This window comes from Massilia sp. KIM, from assembly GCF_002007115.1.
GTDB lineage: Bacteria > Pseudomonadota > Gammaproteobacteria > Burkholderiales > Burkholderiaceae_D > Telluria.
Genome location: NZ_MVAD01000002.1, coordinates 1,041,771 through 1,064,288 on the forward strand (window position 1 = coordinate 1,041,771; position 22,518 = coordinate 1,064,288).

A 22,518-nucleotide genomic window follows, 5' to 3' on the forward strand; every position below is an offset into this window, starting at 1 on the left:
AACCGCTATTATAAAGACTTGATCAAAACCTGCGACCGGCGCTGCCAGTTATACATATGCTGGCGGTCCTTGGGCAGGTCGTCCACGGTGGCCGGCACGAAGCCGCGCTTCTTGAACCAGTGCGAGGTGCGGGTGGTCAGCACGAACAGCTTGTTCAGGCCCGCGGCGCGCGCCCGGTTCTCCATGTGCTTCAGGATGCGTTCGCCGTCGCCCTGGGCCTGGGCGTCCGGGCTCACCGTCAGGCAGGCCATCTCTGCCATCTTCGATTCCGGGAAGGGGTAGAGCGCGGCGCAGCCGAAGATCACGCCGTCGTGCTCGATCACCGAGAACTGGTCGATCTCGCGCTCGATCAGCTCGCGCCCGCGATACACCAGGGTGCCGTCGGCTTCCAGCGGCTCGATCAGCTTGATAATTCCGCCGACGTCCTCAATTGTGGCCTGGCGCAGGCTCTCCAGGTTCTCGTGGCTGATCATGGTGCCCACGCCGTCGTGGGTGAAGACCTCGAGCAGGGCCGAGCCGTCCATCGAGAACGGGATGATGTGGGTGCGGTCCACGCCGCTGTTGCAGGCCTTGATCGCGTGCTGCATGTAGAAGGACGCATCGGCAGGCAGGAAGCCGGCCTGCAGCACCGCCTCGGCCTGGTGCGACGAGAGTTCGCGCAGCTCGACCCCGGCGGCATCCTTCATCATCGGCGTCTCGGTGATGAAGATCAGCTTGTCCGCATGCAGGGCGATGGCGGCCGACGCGGCCACGTCTTCCATGGTCAGGTTGAAGATCTCGCCGGTCGGCGAGAAGCCCAGCGGTGACAGCAGCACCAGGCTGTCCTCGGTCTGCAAGATCGGATGGATCTTTTCGGCCGCGATCTTGCGGGTCACGCCGGTGAGCTCGAAGTCGACGCCGTCGATCACGCCGAGCGGACGGGCGAGCACGAAGTTGCCCGAGACGATGCTGATCTGGGCGTGCGACATCGGGGTGTTCGGCAGGCCCTGGCTGAAGGCGGCTTCGATGTCGAGACGCAATTCGCCCGCGGCTTCCTTCGCGCATTCGAGCGCGGCGGAATCGGTGATCCGGATACCGTTGTGGAAACGGCCTTCGACGTTACGCAGCGCGAGCTGTTCGGCCACCTGCGGACGCGAGCCGTGCACCAGCACGATGCGGATCCCGAGGCCGACCAGCAGCGACAGGTCCTGGGCCAGGATCGGCAGGGCGCCGGAAGCGACCAGTTCACCGGGGAAGGCCACCACGAAGGTCTTGCCGCCGAAGGCGTGAATGTACGGCGCGACGGAGCGCAGCCACTGGACGAATTGGGTAGGGTTTTCCATTTGCCGCATTATAATTCGCTGCGCGTTTTGCGCACCAAAACCTTGTAAAAATCAATGTCTGAACAGAGTAACAAGCCTTCGCCGCAGCCGGCGCGCGCCGCCTCCACCACTCCTTCCGCTGCGCCGCGCGAGCGCCGCGGGCAGGGACAGCCGCGCGCGCCGATGACGCAGACCCGCGACGGCGAACTGCAGACCACGCCGGAAGCGCGCCATCCGCAGGAGCAGGGCGGCGAGCGCCGCCACGACGGCCCGCGCGCCCAGCGCGCACCCGCGCCGCGCCGCGAGGGCGAAGGGCCGGGACGCGAAGGGCAGGGCCACGATAGGCCGGGCCACGATAGGCCGGGCCGCGAAAGGCCACGCCGCGAAGGCGAGGGGCAGCGCCGCGAAGGCGAAGGGCCGCGCCGTGAAGGCAGCGAGCGCCCACCCCGTGCGCCGCGCGAGGACGCGCAGCCGGTCGCGCGCAATCCGCTCCCGCCGATCACCTTCCCCGAGGACCTGCCGGTCTCCGGCCGCCGCGCCGAAATCGCCAGGGCGATCAGCGAGAACCAGGTCGTCATCGTGTCCGGCGAAACCGGATCGGGCAAGACCACCCAGCTGCCCAAGATCTGCCTGGAACTCGGGCGCGGTTCCAAGGGCCTGATCGGCCACACCCAGCCGCGCCGCATCGCGGCCTCGTCGACCGCCAAGCGCATCGCCGTGGAACTCGGCACGCCCCTGGGCGAGCACGTGGGCTACAAGGTGCGCTTCAACGACACCCTGCAGAAAGGCGCCTCGGTCAAGCTGATGACCGACGGTATCCTGCTGGCCGAAACCCAGACCGACCCGCTGCTCAGGGCCTACGACACGATCATCATCGACGAGGCCCACGAGCGCAGCCTGAACATCGACTTCCTGCTTGGTTACCTGAAGCAGCTGCTGCCGCGCCGCCCTGACCTGAAGGTGATCATCACCTCGGCGACCATCGACGCCGAGCGCTTCGCGCGCCACTTCGGCTCCAACGACAAGCCGGCGCCGGTGATCGAGGTCTCGGGCCGCCTGTACAAGGTGGAGGTGCGCTACCGTCCGGTGGAGCGCGACCAGGTGAACGTGGCCGGCGTCACCAAACCGGGCGAGCCGCCGCCGAAGGCCCAGGCCGCGCGCGACAAGCGCGACCTGATGGACGCCGTGGTCGACGCGGTCGACGAGTTGTGCCGCATCGGCTCGGGCGACGTGCTGGTCTTCCTGCCCGGCGAGCGCGAGATCCGCGACGCCGCCGAAGCCCTGCGCAAGCACCATCCGCCGCACGTCGAGATCCTGCCGCTGTTCGCGCGCCTGTCGGTGGAGGAGCAGGACCGCGTGTTCCGCACCACCAACGCGCGCCGCATCGTGCTGGCCACCAACGTGGCCGAGACCTCGCTGACCGTGCCAGGCATCCGCTACGTGGTCGACACCGGCCTGGCGCGCGTCAAGCGCTACAGCTTCCGCAACAAGGTCGAGCAGCTGCAGATCGAGCCGGTGGCGCAGTCGGCCGCCAACCAGCGCGCCGGCCGCTGCGGCCGCGTGGCCGACGGCGTCTGCATCCGCCTGTACGAGGAAGAGGATTTCGTCAAGCGTCCGAAGTTCAGCGATCCCGAGATCCTGCGTTCCTCGCTGGCCTCGGTCATCCTGCGCATGAAATCCCTGCGCCTGGCCGACGTCGAGACCTTTCCCTTCATCGAGGCGCCGCAAGGCCGCGCGATCGCCGACGGCTACCAGCTGCTGCACGAGATCGGCGCGGTCGACGACACCAACGAACTGACCCCGCTCGGCCGCAAGCTGGCCAAGCTGCCGCTCGACCCGCGCGTGGGCCGCATGATCCTGGCCGCGGTGGACAACGTCTGCCTCACCGAGATGCTGATCGTGGCCTCGGCCCTGTCGACCCAGGACCCGCGCGACCGCCCGATCGAATACCAGCAGCAGGCCGACGAGAAGCACAAGAAGTTCGCCGACGACAAGTCCGAGTTCCTCAGCTACCTCAAGATGTGGCAGTGGTTCGAGGAAGCGATCGAGCACAAGAAATCCAACCGCCAGCTGCAGGAGAACTGCCGCGCCAACTTCCTGTCGCAGTTGCGCCTGCGCGAGTGGCGCGACGTGCACTCGCAGCTGCTCACCATCGTGCGCGAGCAGGGCTGGCGCCTGAACGACGCGCCCGCGACCTACGAGCAGCTCCACATGGCGCTGCTCACTGGCCTCTTGGGCAACATCGGCTTCAAGTCCGAGGACGAGCAGGGCGTCTACGTGGGCGCGCGCGGCATCAAGTTCCACGTCTGGCCCGGCTCCTACCTGGCCAAGAAGGCGGGACGCTGGGTGATGGCGGCCGAGCTGGTCGAGACCACGCGCCTGTACGCCCGCACCATCGCCCAGATCCAGCCGGAGTGGGTGGAGAAGATCGGCGCCCACCTGCTCAAGAAATCCTGGGGCGAGCCGCGCTGGGAAAAGCGCCAGGCCCAGGTGACGGCGCTGGAGCGCGCCACCCTGTACGGCATCGTCGTCTACAGCAACCGCCGCATCAACTATGGCCAGCACAATCCGATCGAGGCGCGCGAGATCTTCATCCGCGACGCCCTGGTCGCCGGCGACTACGAGACCCGCCTGCCGTTCTACATCCACAACCACAAGCTGGTGAAGGACATCGAGAACCTCGAGCACAAGTCGCGCCGCCAGGACGTGCTGGTGGACGACCAGCTGATCTACGCCTTCTACGACAAGGAGATCCCGACCAGCGTGGTGAACGGGGCCGGCTTCGAGAAGTGGTACAAGGACGCGGCGCGCGACGACCCCAAGCTGCTCTATTTGAACCGCGAAGAGCTGATGCGCCACGAGGCGGCCGGCGTGACCACCGAGCTGTTCCCGAAGACCATGAACGTCACCGGCATCGAGATGGGGCTGAGCTACCATTTCGAGCCGGGCAGCCCGCGCGACGGCGTGACCCTGGCGGTGCCGCTGTTCGCGCTGAACCAGATACCGCAGGAGCGCGCGGCCTGGCTGGTGCCGGGCATGCTGAAGGAGAAGGTGCACCTGCTGCTGAAGTCCCTGCCGCAGAAGCTGCGCCGCCACTGCGTGCCGCTGCCCGAGTACGCGGCGAAGTTCGTCGACCGCATCGACGCCGCCGGCAGCTTCGGGCGCGGCGACCTGGTCGACGTCCTGATCGGCGACATCCACGCCCAGACCGGCGTGCGCGTGATGAGCACCGACTTCAAGCTCGAGACCCTGCCGGCCCACCTGTTCATGAATTTCAAGGTGATCGACGAGCACGGGCGCCAGCTCGACATGGGCCGCAACCTGGCCAGCCTGCAGGCCGAGCTGGGCGGGCAGGCGCGGCAGAGCTTCCAGAAGATGGCCGAGGCCAAGCCGGTCGAGCGTGCGCAGGCGGCGAGCCCGCAGGCGGCGAGCCCGCAGGCCGCGCCGGCCGCCAAGGCCAAGGGCGGCGCCCAGCCCGCGGCGGCGGCGCCCGCCAACCCGCCGGCCGCCGGACAGCACACCGGCATCACCGCCTGGACCTTCGGCGAACTGCCGGAACTACTGGAGATCAAGCAGGGCAAGCTGAACCTGATCGGCTTCCCGGCCCTGGTCGACAAGGGCACGCATTGCGACCTCGAGGTCTTCGACGACCCCAACGTGGCGGCGCGCACCCACCGCGTCGGCCTGCGCCGCCTGTTCGCGCTGCAGTTCAAGGAGCAGCTCAAGTTCGCCGAGAAGAACATCCCCGGCCTGCAGCAGATGGGGATGCAGTTCATGAGCGTGGGCACGCAGGAAGACCTGCGCGACCAGATCGTGGCCAAGGCGATCGACATCGCCTGCCTGCAGGACCCGCTGCCGCACGATGCCGCTTCCTTCAACAAGCGGCGCGACGAGGGCAAGGGCCGCATCGGCCTGCTCATCAACGAGGTCGCGCGCCTGGCAGGGCAGGTGCTGGGCGAGTTCCACGGCATGCCCAAGCGCCTGCAAAGCCTGCCGCAGCCGGTGGCGGCGGACATCCAGGAACAGTTGCGCGGCCTGGTGCACAAACGCTTCATCCTGGAGAACGAGTACAGCCAGCTGGCCCACTTCCCGCGCTACCTGAAGGCGATCAACGTGCGTATCGAGAAGCTGCGCGGAAATCCCTCGCGCGACGCCCAGCTGATGGCCGAGTGGCAGGGCGCCGCCGTCCAGTTCCAGCGCACGCTCAAGAACCAGCCGGTCAAGAACATGGACCCGCGCATGACGGAGTTCCGCTGGATGCTGGAAGAGCTGCGGGTCTCGCTGTTCGCGCAGGAGCTCAGGACCCCGATGCCGGTGTCGAGCAAGCGCCTGCAGAAGGTGTGGGAGTCGATGCTGCGCTGAAGCGGCGGGGATTCACGCGCCTTGCGCCGCGGCGGCCTGGCGGCGCGGCAGCCACACGGTGAAACGGCTGCCGCGGCCCGGACCGTCGCTGTGGCAGCTCACCTTGCCGCCGTGGTGCTCGACCAGGCTCTTGACCAGCGCCAGGCCCAGTCCCAGCCCGCCGGATGCGCGGTCGGGCGTGCGCTCGGCCTGGGCGAACAGCTCGAACACGTGGGGGATGAGATCGGGGGCCATGCCGATGCCGTTGTCTTCCACCACCAGCGCCACCCGTTCGTCGTCGAGATCGACGCGCAGCGCGATGGCGCCGCCTTGCGGCGTGTACTTGGCGGCGTTGGTCAGCAGGTTGCTGACCACCTGCACCAGGCGCTTGCGGTCGCCGTTCACGGGCACCGGCTCGCGGAGTTCGGCGACGCTGAAGGCCTGGGCGCGCGCCTGCATCTGGGGCAGTACCTGTTCCACGGCGTCGTCGATCACGCTGCGCAGGTCGAGCGGCTCGCAGCGCACCTCGATGATGCCGCGTGTGACGCGCGAGACGTCGAGCAGGTCGTCGACCAGGGTCGCCATATGGGTCACCTGGCGCGCGATGATGTTGCTGGCGTTGATGATGGTGTGGTCGCCGCTGTTGGCCATCCTGAGGATGGTGGCGGCGGCGCTGATCGGCGAGAGGGGATTGCGCAGCTCGTGCCCGAGCATGGCCAGGAACTGGTTGCGGCGCTGTTTTTCCGCCTCCTGGGCCTTGCGCGCGGCCTTGGCGAAACTGAACACCGAGGCCGCCAGCAGCTGGTCGATGGCCTCGTTGAAGCGGGTGATGTCGACGATGTCGGTCTGTTCGGCGGACTTGGTCGATTCTGCCCACAGGCGCAGCACGCTGGAGCGCAGCGCGCGGTATTCGGACACCAGCTGCTCGATGCTGAAGTTGGATTCGAGCCGGGCGACCCCGTGGTGCTCGCCCGCCTGGCTCTGCGGCGACGCCGGTTCCAGGCCGTGCGACTTGGCGATCTCCTGGTCGCGTGACTGCGGATTGCGCAAGTCCTCGGCGATCCCTTTCAGCATGACCGCGGCGTGGTTGCGCAGCTCCTTGGTGCTCATGGATGCGCCCGGCGGCTCGAGCGTACGCGCGAAGTTCTCCCATTCCTGCAGGATCGCTTCCAGCTGATCGAGGATGAAGTCGGCCAGGCGCATGGGTTTCTCCCGGGCGAAGCCGATGAGCGGCGACGCGGGCGTCGCCCCGCGCCCGCGTGCCGCTAGTATAGGGCCTCAGCCCAGGTTGCTGCCACGAATCTTGCTCAGGTCCTTATCGTCGCCCAGGTTGCCGGGGCGTGGATCGATGCTCTTGCCGTCGTCGAAAGCGCCGCCGCCGGCGCCGACGCCGCCCATGCCGGAGCCGCTGCCGAGGTCGCCCCCGCCGGCATGCCCCGCGCCCATGGACGAGCCGACCGCGCCGCCGCTGGCTGGACGGCCCATGCCGCCGCCCAGGCCCATCTCGACGCCCGGACCCATGGTCGGCGCGCCGGGACGGTTGGGATCGGTGCCGTAGAAGCTGTGCACGCTGGTGGCCCAGTTGACGTCGCTCATGTTGGGCCAAGCGTCCTTGTCGAAGCCCGGCGCGTTCTTGAGCCGCTCTTTATTGACGTTGAGTACGAAGCGGTGGTTGGCGGTGTCGAGGTGCAGCGCCTGCCAGGGCACGGCGAACAGCTTTTCGCCCATGCCGAGGAAGCCGCCGAAGGCCAGCACGGCATACGCGACCTGGCCGGTCTGCATGTCGAGCATGATTTCCTTGATGTCGCCGAGATTTTCTTCCTCGGCATTGACGACGTTGTCGCCGATCAGGGTATCGGCGCCCATCAGCGCCGGGCCCGGACCGGCATGCCGGGCGCCTTTGTACATCCCATATTTGTCACGATCTGCGTAGCCCATGTTCTCCTCCCGTTCGGTGAGATGACCGCAGCACCATTAGACCACCCTGGACGGGGTAAGTTGAAGTACTGCTGTAACAATGATATGGCTCAATCGGGACAGGCTGCGCGCGTTAGTTAAGGATGAGCTTGCACGCTATGCGAGCTGGCGCACAGAAGCACCCCGGGCGGGTGGTTATTCTGATAAGACATGTTTCGGAGGACATAACAAATGACGATCACTGCGCGTTGCAACTATGGCGGTTCGCTGGGCAAACTGATCCGTACCCGTTCGCTGGGCTCCCTGTTCGCCCGCCTGCGCTGGGCGCGCAGCCGCTGAACCCGGAACCCGGCAGTCCCGGGCTCCCGCGTCAGGGCTGGCCGCCGCCGCCCGCGACGCCGTAGACGTGGCCGGTGGTGAAGCTCGACTCGTCCGAGGCGAGGGTGACGAAGGCCGCCGCCAGCTCGGCCGGCTGGCCGGGGCGTTTCATCGGCGCGCTCTCGCCGAAACTCTTGAGGTTTTCCTGGGTCTGCCCGCCCGAGACCTGGAGCGGGGTCCAGACCGGTCCCGGCGCCACCGCATTCACCCGGATTCCCTTTTCCGCTAGCTGCTTGGCCAGCGATTTCGTGAACGCCACCTCGAAGGCCTTGGTGGAGGCATAGTCGAGCAGGTTGGCGGAGGGGTCGTAGGCCTGCTGCGAGGCGGTATTGATGATGCAGGCGCCCGCGCTCATGTAGGGCACGGCCGCCTTGGTGATCCAGAACACGGCATACACATTGGTCTTGATGGTCCAGTCGAAATCGGCGCTCGAGATGTCGAGGATGGAGTTGGCCGACTTCTGGCGCGCGGCGTTATTGACCAGGATGTCCAGGCCGCCCAGCTCGCGAGTGGCCGTTTCCACCAGCTTCTTGCAGAAGGCTTCCTCGCGGATGTCGCCCGGAATGGCGACCGCCTTGCGTCCCGCCTCGCGGATCAGCTGCACGACTTCGCGCGCGTCGGCCTCCTCAGCCGGCAGGTAATTGATGGCCACGTCGGCGCCTTCGCGTGCGAAGGCGATCGCGGCGGCGCGCCCGATGCCCGAGTCGCCTCCGGTGACCAGCGCCTTGCGTCCGGCAAGCCGCCCGCTGCCGCGGTAGGTGGTTTCTCCATGATCTGGCCGCGGCGTCATCTTGCCGGCGAGGCCAGGCCAGGGTTGGGACTGGTTGGGGAAGGGCGGCCGCGGATAGCGCGCCGCCGCCTCGCGCGCGCGTCCCGGCGGCGGCTGGTTGCCCGCGCCCGACTGCGCAAGGGCGGGAATCGCGGCGGCCGAGGCTGCGATGCCGGTGGCGACGGTACTGACGAAACGGCGGCGCGCGGGCTCCGCCGCATCGCCGGGAAGCGCTTGCTCCTTGGGTTTTTCCTTGTCCATGCCTGCTCCTGTAAGGGTGGGAAGGGGCCGCAATTTAGCGGTCACATCGGTCGCAAGCGATGGTAATCGCGATCAAAAAGACAAGGCACGCGCTAGCTTGGCAGAAACAACAAAACTGGGGTCGGAGTCGAATTGTTTGACAACTTTGAGGAATTGCCCAAAAAGTCGACTCCGACCCTAGTTTTTTTCTTTCTTAAGCGTAAAAACGCATCGCTTCTTCTTGAGTTCGATCAAACCGCTTTTGCTTGCTTCTTCCCGCATCTGTGCATCGGCGAACTCGGCCAGCGAAGAATAAATAGGGTCGGAGTCGACTTTTTGGGCAATTCCTCAAAGTTGTCAAAAAAGTCGACTCCGACCCTAATTTTGAAGGCGAAAAAAAAGGATGGCCGGAGCCATCCTTTTCGAGGGGGAAAGGACTGGGTCAGTCGACGGTCGCGCCGCTGTCCTTGACAACCTTCGACCACTTGAGCGATTCGGCCTGGACGAACTTGCCGAAGTTTTCCGGGGTGTCGCCGACGTACTCGGTGCCGGTGTCGGTCAGCACCTTCTGGAACTCGGGGCTCTTCATGACCTTCTGGGCTTCGGCGTTGATCTTGGCGATCACGTTCTTCGGGGTCTTGGCCGGTGCGAACAGGCCGTACCAGGCGTAGGATTCGATCGCCGGCAGGCCCGCTTCGGCGAAGGTCGGCACGTCAGGCAGCAGCGGCGAACGCTTCGAGCCCGACACGGCGATCGGCTTCACCTTGCCGCTCTTGATGTGCGGCATGATGGCGATGGTCGAGTCGAACATCATCGGGATGTGGCCGCCCAGCAGGTCGGAGATGGCCGGCGCCGAACCCTTGTAGGGCACGTGGGTCATCTGCAGCTTGGCCGCGCTGGCGAACAGTTCGCCGGTCAGGTGCTGCGGTGTGCCGTTGCCCGAGGAGGCGTAGGAGAACTGGCCGCCCTTCGACTGGATGTGAGCCATCAGTTCCTTCAGGTTCTTGGCCGGCACCGAGGGGTGGGCCACCAGCACCAGCGGGGCGCGCAGCAGGTTGGTCACCGGCGCCAGGTCCTTCAGCGGGTCGAAGGGCAGCTTCTTGTACAGGCTGGGGTTGATGACGATCGGCGCGCTCGAGGTCACCAGCAGGGTCTGGCCGTCGCCCGCGGCGCGGGTCACGGCCGCGGTGCCGATGTTGCCGCCGCCGCCGGCGCGGTTATCGATGACGAAGGACTGGCCAAGGTTCTGGGTCAGGCCCTTGGACAGGGGGCGGGCAGCGATGTCCGACGGACCGCCCGGGGGCCACGGCACCACGACCGTGACGTTACCCGTCGGCCAGTTCTGGGCCAGGGCGCTGACCGAGATGACCGAGGCTGCGAAAGCAAACGCGAGCTGTTTGCCTTGGTGGGAGAAGAGACGCATATTCATACCCTTTGTGTGGTTGATTCATCCGATAACCGGCTGAAACGATTCTACACCAAGGGCAATCCAGCCGAACAGCGCCCGTGCATCGCTCCTCCCGGCTTCAGTGCCAGTTCACCGGCATCAGCATGCGCGCCCGGCACCAGCGCGCGAGCAGGTGGCCGAGCATGCGCGGCAGGCCCACGTGGGTCAGCACGTAGCGCTCGTAGGTCCAGCGGTAGAGCAGGCTGGCGAGCGCGCCGCGCACCCGCAGGTGATGGCGGCCGACGGCGCGCAGCAGGATGCCTACCGTCCCTGAGCGGCCCAGCGTGACCAGGGTGCCGTAGTCGCGGTAGCGGAAGCAGGGCGGCGTGCGTCCCGGCGCGCTGCTCAGGAGGCGCGCCAGGAACTCGGCCTGCTGGCGCGCCGCCTGGGCGCTGGGCGGAACCATCTGGCCGGGCTCGGCCTGCTGCAGCGAGCAGCAGTCGCCCATGGCGTAGATGTGGCGGTCGTCCACCGTCCGCAGCTGCTCGTTCACCAGCACCTGGTCGTTGCGGTTGAGTGCAAGCGCCGGCGTGATCGCCAGCGCCGGACCGCGCACCCCGGCCGCCCACACGGTGAGCGCGGCGGGGAAGACCCGGCCGTCCTCGGTGCGCACTTCACGGGCGCCCACTTCGGCCACGGCGGCGCCGGTGCAGACCTCGACGCCCAGCTCGGCCAGCTTGCGCACTGCCAGGGCCGAGAGCTCGGGATCGAGTCCGCCCAGCAGGCGCGCGCCGCGCTCGAGAATGCGGATGCGCACCTGGCGCGAGGCGCCCAGCCCGCTCAGGCGGTAGCGCACCAGGGTGTCGACCGTGTGGCGCAGGTCGGCCGCCAGCTCGATGCCGGTGGGACCGGCGCCGACGATGACGATGTCCACCAGCGGCAGGTCGGCGTGCGGGCTGGCGCAGGCCAGTCCCTCGCGCGCCCCGGCCTGGGCGCAGGCGTTCAGGAAGCGCTGGCGGAAGGCCTCTGCCTGGGCCACGCTGTCGAGCGAGAGGCAGTGCGCGCGCGCGCCGGGCACGCCGTAGAAGTTGGTGACCGAGCCGAAGGACAGCACTAGCCTGTCGTAGTCCAAAGCGACCGTCGTCCCGCCGGCCTGCGGACGGCGCGGCTTGACCATCAGGCTGCAGGTGGCGCGGTCGATCGCGACGATCTCGCCGCACAGGAATTCGAAGCCGTTGTCGACCGCCTGGCGCGCGTAGTCGATGTGGTAGTGGCTGGGATCGATCAGCCCCGCCGCCACCGAATGCAGGAGCGGCTTCCAGAAGTGGGCCGGCGCGCTGTCGACCAGGATCACCCGGGCCGTCCCGGCCGCGCCGCGCGTACGGCCCAGGCGCGTGGCCAGGTCCAGTCCGGCGACGCCGCCGCCTGCGATCACGATGGTTTCCATGTTCGTTCTCCTTGTGATGGTCGATCGGGGGCGCGACAGGTCCGACGCGCGGACGCTGCCTCGTGTGCTGCGGGATGGTTTCCGCCTTGACTTGCGCCTAGGCGGGCGCCGCTGGCGGCGCGCGCGGATAGCGCTGCTAGCGCGGACGCGCCAGCAGCGACTGGGCGCGGATGCGCAAGCGCGCCTGGCGCGCCGCCTGCAACGCCGGCCGCGAGGAGGCGACCACCACCGCCGCCTCGGGCGGCAGCTCGAGCGTGCGCAATACGATGGAATAGGGCGCCTTGTGGCCGCTGGCCGCGTAGTCGGCGCCGGTCAGCACGACCGAGAAGATGTGGTGGGCGGTGTCGCCGAAGCGCTCGCGCAGGCGGATGCCGGCCTCGCGGTGCGGCAGCTCGGTCACCAGCGCGCAGTGGCGGCCATCGTGCAGGGCCTGGTCGAGAAGACGGGAAGCATCGCTGGTGGCCGGGTCCTTGTCTGGAAATGCCGACAAATCGAAGATGATCGCCTGGGCCGCCATGATTTCCTCCCTCGCTGGTTTGATGACAGTTTTACTATACGGCCAAGCCGGATAAAATAAAAATCAGTTTTCTGCGAAATTCAATAAGGAATAGCTTATGTATCCGGCCAGCTTCAAGCAGCTGCAAGCCCTGGTGCAGGTGGCGCGCCACGCCAGCGTGTCGCGCGCGGCCGAGGCCATGCACGTGACCCAGCCCGCCGTGTCCCTGCACCTCAAGCTGCTGGAGGAGGCGGCCGGCACGCCCCTGACCCGCAAGCAGGGCCGCAACATCCAGATGACGGCCGCGGGCGAGCTGCTGGTCGGCTACGCCGAGCGCATCCTGCGCCTGTGGGAAGAGGCGGGCGACGAGATCGCGGCCTTCAAGGGCGTCACCAGCGGCAGCCTGCGCATCGGCGCCGTGATGACGGCCGAGCACCTGCTGCCGCCGATGCTGGTGCGCTTCACCACCGGCCGCCCGCACGTGCGCATCCGCCTGCAGGTCGGCTCGCGCCCCGAGGTGATCGGCATGCTGAGCCGCGACGAGATCGACCTCGCCATCATGGGCACGCCGCCGCGCGAGTTCCCCACCAGCGCCAGCCGCTTCGCGCGCCATCCGATGGCCTTCTTCGCCGCGCCCGGCCATCCTCTGGCGGGCCGCAGCGTCGGCCTGGCGGAACTGGCCGACCACAACCTGCTGGTGCGCGAGCGCGGCTCGGGCACGCGGGCCGCGGTCGAGAAGCTCTACCTGGACGCCGGCGCGCCGCTGTCCTTCGGCTCCGAGCTGTCGAGCAACGAGGCGATCAAGCAGATGACGGCGGCCGGACTGGGCGTGGGCTTCCTCTCGGTCCACGCCTGCACCCTGGAGGTGCGCAACCGCCTGCTGGCGCCGCTCGCGGTGGCCGGCACGCCGGTCTCGGGCGACTGGCACGTGATGCACAAGGCCGACCACGCGATCCCGACCGTGGCCGCCTCCTTCCACGAATTCATCGTCGAGCACGGACAGGCCGTGATCATCGAAGAACTGGAGCGGCAGCGCCGCCCCGCCCGGCGCGCGGCCAAATAGTGCTTGAAGTTTCGCACATCTGTGCTAAAGTGAGCGCATGACTACCGCCGCCGCCACCGCCAAAGCCGAAGCGACCTACGCCACCATCGTCGGCGCCGCCATGGACATGGCCGCCGCCGAGGGCATCGGCAAGCTGTCGCTGGGCGAGCTGTCCAAGCGCACCGGCATCAGCAAGAGCGGGATCTTCTCGCGCGTCGGCTCGCTCGAGGCGCTGCAGAGCGCGGTGCTGGACGAATACGACCGCCGCTTCAGCGAGGAGGTCTTCCTGCCCGCGCTGCAGGCGCCCAAGGGCTTGCCGCGCCTGGTGATGCAGGTCGACCTCTGGCTCAAACGCATCGGCGTCGAGACCACCCGCGGCTCCTGCCTGTACACGGCGGGCGCCTTCGAGTTCGACGACGTGCCGGGGCCGCTGCGCGACCGGCTCGAGGCCGGCGTGGTGCGCTGGCGCGCCTCGCTGCGCAAGACCGCGCTGCAGGCCATGGAAGCGGGGCACCTGCGGCCGGACACCGATCCCGAACAGCTGGTGTTCGAGATCTACAGCCTGGTGATCGGCGTGATGCACGACGTGCGCTTCCTGCGCGGCGACGCCACCGCGCGCCGCGCCCAGCGCGCGTTCAACCGCCTGATTTCGACTTACAAGAGCTTCAACGACCTGGAGTAGCAGGGCGGCATACGGAGGCGGGCCGATGGCCTGTCATTTTTTTGAAACAATTTCGCACAGGTGTGCGAAAGATGCATATGCGAGGAGTCCATCATGTCCAACATCTGGTTGCTGTTCCTGCCCTTCGCCGGCCTGTCCGCCCTGTTCGTGCGCGGCGTGCTGCGCCTGGTGCCGAAGTCGAACGAGGACTTCACCTTCTTCTGAAGCGCGCGCGGCCCCGTTGGCTGGACGGGGCGGGCGTGCTAGACTGGATCCATGATCGCCGACGTCTACCACCACGACACCCGATTCGCCGCATGTCGCAGCGGGCCATAGAAGCCTGCCGCCGACGCACACCCGCATTCCCGGTTTTTCTTCTGATGGCCACAGTGAACGAGCTTCCCTGTGGCCTTTGTCTTTTTGGAGCCGCCATGGACCTCAAGCTGTACGACACCCACGCCAGAACCCTGCGCCCTTTCCAGCCCCTGGAGCCGGGCAAGGTGGGCCTGTACGCCTGCGGCCCGACGGTCTACGACTACGCCCACATCGGCAACCTGCGCACCTACCTGTTCGGCGACACCTTGCGCCGGGTGCTGGAGCTGAACGGCCTGGCGGTCCACCACGTGGTCAACATCACCGACGTCGGCCACCTCACCTCGGACGGCGACACCGGCGAGGACAAGATGGAAAAGGGCGCGCGCCGCACCGGCCGCTCGGCCTGGGAGATCGCGGCCTACTACACCGCCGCCTTCCGCGCGGACCTGGCCCGGCTCGGCATCCGCGAGCCCGCGCTGTGGGCGCGCGCCACCGACCACATTCCCGAGCAGATCGCCTTCATCGACGAGATCGCGCGCCGCGGCTATGCCTACACGACCGCGGACGGCGTGTACTTCGACACCGGCAAGCTGGAGGACTACGGCCACCTGGCCCGCCTGAACAGCGCGGGCCAGCGCGCCGGCCACCGCGTCGAACTGGGCGAAAAGCGCGCGCCGACCGACTTCGCGCTGTGGAAGTTCAGCCGCACTGGCGAGCGGCGCCAGATGGAATGGGACAGCCCATGGGGCCGCGGCTTCCCGGGCTGGCACATCGAGTGCTCGGCCATGTCGCGCAAGTACCTGGGCGCGCTGTTCGACATCCACATCGGCGGCGAAGACCACATCCCGGTGCACCACACCAACGAGATCGCCCAGCACCAGGCTTGCCATGGGCATGGCCCGGCGCGCTACTGGCTGCACGGCGCCTTCCTGCAGCTCGACGGCGGCGACAAGATGTCGAAGTCGAGCGGCGACTTCCTGCGCCTGGCGACGCTGGAGGAGCGCGGCGTCGATCCGCTGGCCTACCGCTACCTGGCGCTGACCGCCCACTACCGCTCGCCGCTGGCCTTCTCCTGGCCGGCGCTGCAGGCGGCGCAGACCGCCCTGAACCGCCTGCGCCAGGCCTATCATGCGCTGCCAGCGGGCGGCGCGGCCGATCCGGCCTGGCGCGCGGGGATGCTGGGGGAGCTGAACGAGGACCTGAACACGCCGCGCGCGCTGGCGCTGGCCTGGGAGCTGATCAAGTCGCCGCTCGAGGGGAGCGCGAAGCGCGCCACCCTCGACTGGCTGGACGGGGCGCTGGGACTGGGGCTGGAAAACTGGCGTCCGGCCGAGGTCGAGGTGCCGGAGGCTGTGCGGGAACTGATCGCGGCGCGCCAGCAGGCGCGGGCCGACGAGCGCTGGAAGGACGCCGACGCGCTGCGCGCCGCCATCGCGCAGGCCGGCTTCGCGGTGCGCGACACGGCCGAGGGGCCGGTCGCGGAACCGCTGCCGGCCTGAGCGTTGCTAGCCCTGCGGAAGATCAGCGATAGCCGGTGGCGTCCGGCGCCTTGCCTTGCTCGACCACCTCGAGCAGGTAGCGGAAGGCGTCGGGCTGGGATCCGTCCAGGTCGGTGAAGCCATAGATCTTCGCCAGTTCGCCGCTGGAGAGCGACTGGCCGTTCCAGCGTGCGCGCTGCGGGTCCTTTGCGAGCGCGGCAACGGCGCGCCCGACGTAGCGCGGGGTTTCCGAGATCCCGAAGTGGGGCACGGTGGCTTCGCGCCAGTTCGCCTCGCTCACGCCGAAGAGTTCGAGCATCATCTCGGAGCGCATCCAGCCCGGCGTGATGGCGAGCGCGGTGGCGCCACGCGGACCGAGGTCGTGCGCGTGGGCCCAGGCCATACGGTTGACCGCCACCTTGGCCAGGTCGTAGAAGGGATTGATGCGGTAGTGGTCGGCGTTGTAAGCGGCGGTACCGTCGGTCACCTCGACCAGCAGCCCGCCCGAGTGCTCCAGCATCAGGGGCAGGGCGTAGTGGGCCGTGATCAGGTGGGTATCGATGGCAAGGTGCAGCAGGCGCAGGCCCTTGGCGAGGTCGTGTTCCCAGACCGGCTTGTCCCATTCCTTGAGGTGTTCGCCGCCCCAGATGTCGTTGACCAGGATGTCGAGCCTGCCTGCTTCGCGCCGGATGCGCGCCACCAGTGTCTGCACTTGCGACGGGTCCAGATGGTCGACTTGGAGCGCGATGCCGGCCCCGCCGGCCGCATTGATGAACTCCGCGGTCTCTTCGATGGTTTCGGGGCGGCCGTACTCCGATTGCTGACAGCGGGTGCTGCGCCCCGTGACGTAGACGGTGGCCCCGGCCGCGCCCAGTTCCACGGCGATGCCGCGCCCGGCTCCTCGCGTGCCGCCGGCTACCAGTGCGATTTTTCCCTGTAAATCCATCGTGCTCTCCTCGCATTATTCATAAACGAACATTCGTTTATAATTCGATTATAAACGAGGATTCACATATGGGATAATGCGTGTATGTCGCGCACCAAACTGCTATCAGATGAACTTGTCCTCGACCAGGCGGTCGAGCTCATGCACCGCAACGGACCGGAGGGCCTGAGTTTCGCCAGCCTCGCCGGCGCCTGCGGCCTGTCAGGCGCGACGCTGGTGCAGCGTTTCGGCACCAAGCTGCAACTGCGCCAGCGCGCGCTGTTGCACGCCTGGGACCAGCTCGAAGCGCGCACGGCTGCGCTCATCGGGGAAATGACACGCAGTCCGGATGGCGCGCGCAGGCTGCTGGTCGCGCTGTCGCAGGGCTACGGCGACATCGACGCCTACGCGCAGGGCCTGCTGCTGCTGCGTGAAGACATGCGCGACCCCGCCTTGCGTGCGCGCGGCGCGGCATGGGGGGCTCGCTTGAGCGCGGAGCTCGACGCCTGCTTCCCGCGACCTGGCCTGGGCGCCCTCATGGCCGCCCAATGGCAGGGCGCGCTGCTGTGGTGGGCCTTCGACCCACGCCAGCCGGTGCAGGACTTCGTCGACGCGGCGCTGGCCGACTTCGTGGCCGCGCTGGCATCCTGACGACGCCGGCGCCGGGCTTACAGCCGCCCGAACACCACGCTGGCGTTCACGCCGCCGAAGCCGAAGCCGTTCGAGATCGCGTAGTCGGTGGCGATAGCGCGCGGCGTCGCGCCGACCAGGTCGAGGCCTTCGGCGGCCGGGTCGGGCTGCGCCAGGTTGCGCGTCGGCGGGGCGATCTGGTCGCGCAGGGCCAGCACCGTGAAGATCGCTTCGACCCCGCCGGCCGCGCCCAGCAGGTGGCCGGTGGAGGACTTGGTGGCGGAAACCGCAGGACCTTGGCCGCTGCCGAAGATCGCCCTGATCGCGGCCAGTTCGCTGGCGTCGCCCACTGGCGTGGAGGTCGCGTGGGCGTTCAGGTGACCGATCTGGGCGGGCGCGAGCCCGGCCTGGCGCAGCGCCTGTTCCATCGCGCGCCGTCCGCCGCTGCCGTCCTCGGGCGGCGAGGTCATGTGGTAGGCGTCGGCGCTGGTGCCATAGCCCAGCAGTTCCATGATCGGGGTGGCGCCGCGGCGCAGGGCGTGTTCGAGCTCCTCGATCACCAGCATGCCGGCGCCTTCGCCCATCACGAAGCCGTCGCGCGCCACGTCGAAGGGGCGCGAGGCCTCGGTCGGGCGCTCGCCGAAGGCGGTCGACATCGCGCGCGCGGCGGCGAAGCCGCCGAAGCTGACGCGGTCGATGCAGGCCTCGGCCCCGCCGCACACGGCGACGTCGGCTTCGCCTGCGCGGATCAGGCGCGCGGCGTCGCCGATGGCCTGGACGCTGGCGGCGCAGGCGGTGACCGGCGCGCCGAGCGGGCCGCGCAGGCCGTAGCGGATCGAGATGTGGCCGGACGCCATGTTGGCCAGGAAGTTCGGCACGGTGAAGGGCGACAGGCGCTTCGGCCCGCGCGCATCGGTGGTGCGCACGGCGTCGACGATCGCGCCGAAGCCGCCCACGCCCGAGGCCACGATGGTGGCGGTGCGTTCGCGCTCCTCGTCGGTTTGGGGCTGCCAGCCCGCCTGCTGCAGGGCTTCCTGGGCCGCGGCCATGGCGAACATGACGAAGCGGTCCATCTTCTTGTGGTCCTTGGGCTCCACCGCCAGCGCCGGGTCGAAGCCCCAGGGCTGGTCCGGCGTCAATGCCGGCACCACGCCCGCGACCTTGGCCGCGATCCCTTCGGTGAGCTCTTCGGGCAGGGTGACCAGGCCGGAGTGGCCGTCCAGCAGGCGGCGCCACACCGTGTCGACGCCACAGCCCAGGGGCGAAACGATTCCCATACCGGTAACAACAATTCGTCGCGTACTCAAAACCTGCTCCTCCGCATCAAGTGATTACCATTGGCAAAAGACGCCAGTGCGCGGCCCGTGCACCTGTCGCGTCGCGCGCAAATGAACTCGTTAGTATAGGCGGCTGGGCGCGGCGAGCTTGTCAGATCACGCCAACGAATGTGCAGAACGCGCCATTTTGTGCCCATAATGTCGCCATGATTCCCGCCTGGCACAGCACGCTCACCGTTTCCGCCCACTTCCTGCACGGGATGCTGGCCCACGTGCGCGCCCGGCGCGGCGAAGCGGTGAGCGCCCAGGTGCTCGCCAGCGCCGGCATTCCCGCCTCGCTGCTGCGCCAGCCGGACGCGCGCCTGACGCGCCAGCAGTACGTGGCGCTGTACAAGACGGTCGCCGCCACCCTGGACGACGAGATGCTGGGGCTGTGGTCGCGTCCGATCCGTACCGGCACCCTGAAATACCTCATGCTCAGCCTGCTGGACGCGCCGACCGTGCTGGTGGCCCTGCATCGTTTCGTGCGTTTCTGGAACCTGCTGCTGGACGACTACCGCCTGCAGATCTCGGCCAGGCACGAACTGGTGCGGCTGGCGCTGCTGGCGCGCGAGCCCGGCGCCGCGGTCGCGCCGCTGGGGCATGAACTGATGATGAAGCTGGTCCACGGCATCGCATCCTGGCTGCTCGGCAGGGAGATCGGCCTGCACCGGGTGGAGTTCTGCTTTTCCAGGCCCAGGCATGCGGAGGACTACGCCTTCCTGTTTCCCGGCGAGCTGGGTTTCGACGCCGAGGCCACCGCCATCCATTTCGCCTACCAGGATTGCGCGGAGCAGTTCCGGCGCGGGAAGCACGAGCTGTGGGCCTTCCTGAAACGGGCTCCCGAAGACTGGACTTTCAGCGTCCTGCACCGCGCATCCATCGCGGCGCGCACGCGCGAGTATCTGGAGCAGCACCTGGCGCGCCCGGTGGCGATCGAGGAACTGGCCCAGGCCCTGCACATCTCGGTGCGCACCCTGAACCGCCGCTTCGCGGAGGAGGGAACCCATTTCCAGGCGGTGAAGGACGGACTGCGGCGCGACATCGCGGTCCACCGACTGACCAACTCGAACACCGGCGTGGCGGCCCTGGCCTTCGACCTCGGCTTCGCCGACGCCACCGGCTTTTGCCGCGCCTTCAAGCACTGGACCGGCAGCAGTCCCTCGGCCTACCGCAAGGGCAGCCGCCAGGGAGAATAGCGCGCCCGGGGCCGCCGCGCGCCGCGTCCCAGGTGGCGAAGGAAACGATGGCGATTGCCGCTCATGCCTGCAGGCTCATGGCGCGCCGGCGCGAGGGCAGCGCCCGGCGCGCGCGCCCTTCAGCCCTGCCGGAGCGCGCGCCGGCCGGGATCGTCGGCATGCCGGCAGACGCGGTTGCGACCACCGTGTTTGCCGGCATAAAGGTATTCGTCGGCCTTGCGGATGGTAGCCTGCAGTGCTTCCTGGCCGGCCCGCTCGGCCACGCCCAGGGTCAGGGTGACGCGCAGCGGCGCGCCCTCGCAGGAGAGCTCGTCGAAGGCGATGCGCTCGACCGCGCGGCGGATGCGCTCCGCCGTTTCCGCCGCCTGGTGGAGCGGGGTGGCCGACAGGATGATCAGGAATTCCTCGCCGCCCCAGCGGGCGACGTGGTCGGTGTCGCGGACGCAGCCCTGGATCACCTCGGCGACGCGGCGCAGCACCATGTCGCCGCCTTCGTGGCCGAAGCGGTCGTTGATCGACTTGAAGTGGTCGATGTCGGCCATCAGGACCGCCAGCTCGCCGCCGCGCCGGTCCGCGTCCAGCGCGCGGATGGTGGCGTCCATGTGGCGCCGGTTGGCCAGGCCGGTCAGCGGATCGCTGCCGGCCCAGGCGCGCAGCTGGCGTTCCGAGCTCACCACGCGCTTGCGGTAGTAGATCGCCAGGTAGCTCAGCATGCCGATGATGATCGCGCTGTTGAAGTGGCGCATCAGCGCCTGGTCGAAAGGCGAGATCAGCGCCATCGGCCCGAAGGCATAGACCCAGGCGTCCAGCGCCACGTAGGCCGCCAGCACGGCGGCGGCGGGCAGCATCGCCCTGCGCGGCGAGGAGCCGAGGAAGAGGGCGGGAAAGAACAGCAGCAGGTAATAATGCGAACCGCTCTCCGGGCCGGCCAGCAGGAAGCCGAAGCCGGCATGGGTCACGGTTTCCGCGCACATCAGGCCGATCGCCAGGCGGTTGTGCCGGCGCTGCAGGCACAGCCAGGCCAGGGCATAGGCGGCAATGCTGCCGACGCTGAACAGGGCCAGCGCATCGAGGCCGGCGATGTGGAACACGACCAGCATCAGGACGTTGACCGAGCCGGCGATGATGGCGCAGCGCTTCTGCATCTCCCAGTAGGCGCGGGCTCCACGTAGTGCGCCACGTAGTGCGCCACGTTCTGCGCCGGTCGCGCTCTGGGAAGGGAATGCGTTGTGTGCTGTGCTCATGGCTGGCCGGGGGACGTCGTTCGATGCGCTCACCATGCGCAGCGACAGGGCAGGGAAGCCCGCTCATCATGCCACGGCAGGCCCTGCTGGAATACGGTCAATTTCCATAAAACAACACTCGATGGCGGAAAACAAGCAAATCCGCCGCCAGGACGGCTCAAGACCGCATGCGCGCCCGGGTTTCCTCGTCCAGCAGCGCCCGCACCCGGGCGAACAGCGGATGCGCGGCCGTGTGGCGCTGGCCGTAGTCGAGATTGAAGCCGTAGTCGAAATCGGGCGGATTGGCGCCCTGGTTGTGCTGCAGGATGGTCTCGAGCTTGTCCATGGCCTTGACCGCCCGGGCCTCCGGGGTCGCGCCGGCCTCGTATTCTTCCCATAGCGCCAGGAAGTGGGCGCGCAGTGGAGCGTCCAGCGGCGCGGTCAGGACGGCCAGGTCCTGCCGCTCCTGCGCGCTCTTGGCGGCCGGGTCCTGCTGCATGGGGGCGGGGATGTCGCCGTGGATGGCTTCGGCCAGGTCATGCACGATGCACAGCTTGAGGACCCGCAGCAGGTCGAGTCCTGCCAGGCCATCCTCGAAGGCCAGGGCCAGCAGGCACAGGCGCCAGCTGTGCTCCGCCGTGCTCTCGGGGCGGCCGTTTGACGTGTGGCCGCTCCTCAGGGTGTGCTTGAGCGCCTCGGCGGCGCGCAGGAAGGCCAGCCGGCCGGCGATGCTGTCGTCGTCCATCGCCGTCTCACAGGGGCGCGGGCGCCCAGTCGGCCAGGCCTTCGGCCTCGCACATGGCGGTCCAGCTGGCGCGCGCGGTCACCCGATGCGCCAGCGCATTCAGGCGCGGCCAGGTGGTGGCGGGACGCGGCATCTTGCGCGACCAGCGCATGTACATCGTCAGCTGCAGGTCGGCGGAGGAAAAGCGTTCGCCCAGCAGGTAGGGGCCGTGCGCGGCGAGGTGCTGCTCGATGTACTCGAACACCGCTTCGATGCGCGCGCGCAGCGCGTCGCGCATGGCGTCCGGGTAGTCGTCCAGGCCCAGGTCGCCCGGATAGAACCAGGTCCGGTACAGCGCGCCCAGGTGGCTGGACAGGTGCACGGTCCACTTCAGCCAGTCGGCGCGACTGGGGTCGCCGGGCGGCGGGGCCAGCTGCGCCTCGGGGTGGCGTTCGGCCAGCAGCAGGATCAGGGCCGCCGATTCCTGCACCGGCGCGCCGTCCACGATCAGGGTCGGCACCATGCCGGCCGGGTTGAGCCGGAGGTAGTCGGCGCCGTGCTGCGCCTTGCGCTCGAAGTCGACGGGCTGCAGCGTGAACGGCGCCCCGGTCTCGCGCAGCAGGGCGTGGATCACCATGCTGGCCGTGCCGGGCGAGTAGTACAGGGCATACATCGCGGGTCCTTGGTTGACGTGCGGACCCCAAGCTTAGGGCATGTGCATGTCTCCTG

At 68.3% G+C, this 22,518-nt stretch carries 18 protein-coding genes; 6 read left to right on the forward strand and 12 right to left on the reverse strand.

Annotation, left to right across the window (positions count from 1 at the left end):
* Positions 1–8: 8 nt before the first annotated feature.
* The gene (gene argA / locus B0920_RS19405) at positions 9–1,322 is read right to left on the reverse strand and encodes an amino-acid N-acetyltransferase (RefSeq protein ID WP_078034276.1); all 1,314 of its coding nucleotides are present in this window, start codon (positions 1,320–1,322) and stop codon (positions 9–11) included.
* A gap of 54 nt (positions 1,323–1,376) precedes the next feature.
* Between argA and hrpA the strand changes: the two genes are divergently transcribed.
* Positions 1,377–5,663 (forward strand): ATP-dependent RNA helicase HrpA, encoded by a 4,287-nt coding sequence (gene hrpA / locus B0920_RS19410; RefSeq protein ID WP_143745837.1) that lies wholly within the window; start codon positions 1,377–1,379, stop codon positions 5,661–5,663.
* Between the two features lie 12 nt (positions 5,664–5,675).
* On the opposite strand, the gene B0920_RS19415 is transcribed toward hrpA, so the two are convergent.
* From B0920_RS19415 to B0920_RS19440, 6 genes are all read right to left on the reverse strand, one after another.
* Positions 5,676–6,845 (reverse strand): sensor histidine kinase, encoded by a 1,170-nt coding sequence (locus B0920_RS19415; protein ID WP_078034277.1) that lies wholly within the window; start codon positions 6,843–6,845, stop codon positions 5,676–5,678.
* 75 nt (positions 6,846–6,920) lie between these two features.
* The gene (locus B0920_RS19420) at positions 6,921–7,550 is read right to left on the reverse strand and encodes a PRC-barrel domain-containing protein (protein ID WP_229455780.1); all 630 of its coding nucleotides are present in this window, start codon (positions 7,548–7,550) and stop codon (positions 6,921–6,923) included.
* Positions 7,551–7,929: 379 nt separating this feature from the next.
* Positions 7,930–8,967, reverse strand: a complete 1,038-nt coding sequence (locus B0920_RS19425; RefSeq protein WP_078034279.1) for an SDR family oxidoreductase — start codon at positions 8,965–8,967, stop codon at positions 7,930–7,932.
* A gap of 421 nt (positions 8,968–9,388) precedes the next feature.
* Positions 9,389–10,369 carry a tripartite tricarboxylate transporter substrate binding protein gene (locus B0920_RS19430; RefSeq protein WP_078034490.1) on the reverse strand — a complete coding sequence of 327 codons (981 nt, stop codon included), beginning with the start codon at positions 10,367–10,369 and terminating at the stop codon, positions 9,389–9,391.
* 103 nt (positions 10,370–10,472) lie between these two features.
* Complete coding sequence (locus B0920_RS19435) at positions 10,473–11,780, reverse strand: NAD(P)/FAD-dependent oxidoreductase (RefSeq protein WP_078034280.1); 1,308 nt, start codon at positions 11,778–11,780, stop codon at positions 10,473–10,475.
* 136 nt (positions 11,781–11,916) lie between these two features.
* On the reverse strand, positions 11,917–12,297 hold the full coding sequence (locus B0920_RS19440; protein WP_078034281.1) for a hypothetical protein: 381 nt from the start codon (positions 12,295–12,297) through the stop codon (positions 11,917–11,919).
* 97 nt (positions 12,298–12,394) lie between these two features.
* Here B0920_RS19440 and B0920_RS19445 point away from each other — a divergent pair, with 97 nt between their 5' ends.
* From B0920_RS19445 to cysS, 3 genes are all read left to right on the forward strand, one after another.
* Positions 12,395–13,339: a LysR family transcriptional regulator gene (locus tag B0920_RS19445; RefSeq protein WP_078034282.1), complete on the forward strand. Its 945-nt coding sequence runs from the start codon at positions 12,395–12,397 to the stop codon at positions 13,337–13,339.
* Between the two features lie 37 nt (positions 13,340–13,376).
* Positions 13,377–14,000 (forward strand): TetR/AcrR family transcriptional regulator, encoded by a 624-nt coding sequence (locus B0920_RS19450; protein WP_078034283.1) that lies wholly within the window; start codon positions 13,377–13,379, stop codon positions 13,998–14,000.
* 410 nt (positions 14,001–14,410) lie between these two features.
* The gene (gene cysS, locus B0920_RS19455) at positions 14,411–15,793 is read left to right on the forward strand and encodes a cysteine--tRNA ligase (protein ID WP_078034284.1); all 1,383 of its coding nucleotides are present in this window, start codon (positions 14,411–14,413) and stop codon (positions 15,791–15,793) included.
* Between the two features lie 22 nt (positions 15,794–15,815).
* Here cysS and B0920_RS19460 read toward each other — a convergent pair whose 3' ends face one another.
* The gene (locus tag B0920_RS19460) at positions 15,816–16,718 is read right to left on the reverse strand and encodes an SDR family oxidoreductase (protein WP_078034285.1); all 903 of its coding nucleotides are present in this window, start codon (positions 16,716–16,718) and stop codon (positions 15,816–15,818) included.
* 84 nt (positions 16,719–16,802) lie between these two features.
* On the opposite strand from B0920_RS19460, the gene B0920_RS19465 reads away from it, so the two are divergent.
* Positions 16,803–17,348: a TetR family transcriptional regulator gene (locus tag B0920_RS19465; RefSeq protein WP_078034286.1), complete on the forward strand. Its 546-nt coding sequence runs from the start codon at positions 16,803–16,805 to the stop codon at positions 17,346–17,348.
* A 17-nt stretch (positions 17,349–17,365) separates the two neighbouring features.
* Here the strand turns inward: B0920_RS19465 and fabF are convergent, their stop codons facing one another.
* Complete coding sequence (gene fabF, locus B0920_RS19470; protein WP_078034287.1) at positions 17,366–18,634, reverse strand: beta-ketoacyl-ACP synthase II; 1,269 nt, start codon at positions 18,632–18,634, stop codon at positions 17,366–17,368.
* 176 nt (positions 18,635–18,810) lie between these two features.
* Between fabF and B0920_RS19475 the strand changes: the two genes are divergently transcribed.
* A complete protein-coding gene (locus tag B0920_RS19475) occupies positions 18,811–19,842 on the forward strand; it encodes an AraC family transcriptional regulator (RefSeq protein WP_229455783.1) in 1,032 nt (343 codons plus the stop codon).
* 119 nt (positions 19,843–19,961) lie between these two features.
* On the opposite strand, the gene B0920_RS19480 is transcribed toward B0920_RS19475, so the two are convergent.
* The 3 genes from B0920_RS19480 to B0920_RS19490 all read right to left on the reverse strand — a co-directional run bounded on the left by B0920_RS19480 (position 19,962) and on the right by B0920_RS19490 (position 22,462).
* On the reverse strand, positions 19,962–21,086 hold the full coding sequence (locus B0920_RS19480; RefSeq protein WP_143745838.1) for a diguanylate cyclase: 1,125 nt from the start codon (positions 21,084–21,086) through the stop codon (positions 19,962–19,964).
* A gap of 157 nt (positions 21,087–21,243) precedes the next feature.
* Positions 21,244–21,810: an HD family hydrolase gene (locus tag B0920_RS19485; RefSeq protein WP_078034289.1), complete on the reverse strand. Its 567-nt coding sequence runs from the start codon at positions 21,808–21,810 to the stop codon at positions 21,244–21,246.
* A 7-nt stretch (positions 21,811–21,817) separates the two neighbouring features.
* The gene (locus tag B0920_RS19490; protein ID WP_078034290.1) at positions 21,818–22,462 is read right to left on the reverse strand and encodes a glutathione S-transferase family protein; all 645 of its coding nucleotides are present in this window, start codon (positions 22,460–22,462) and stop codon (positions 21,818–21,820) included.
* Positions 22,463–22,518 lie beyond the last annotated feature (56 nt).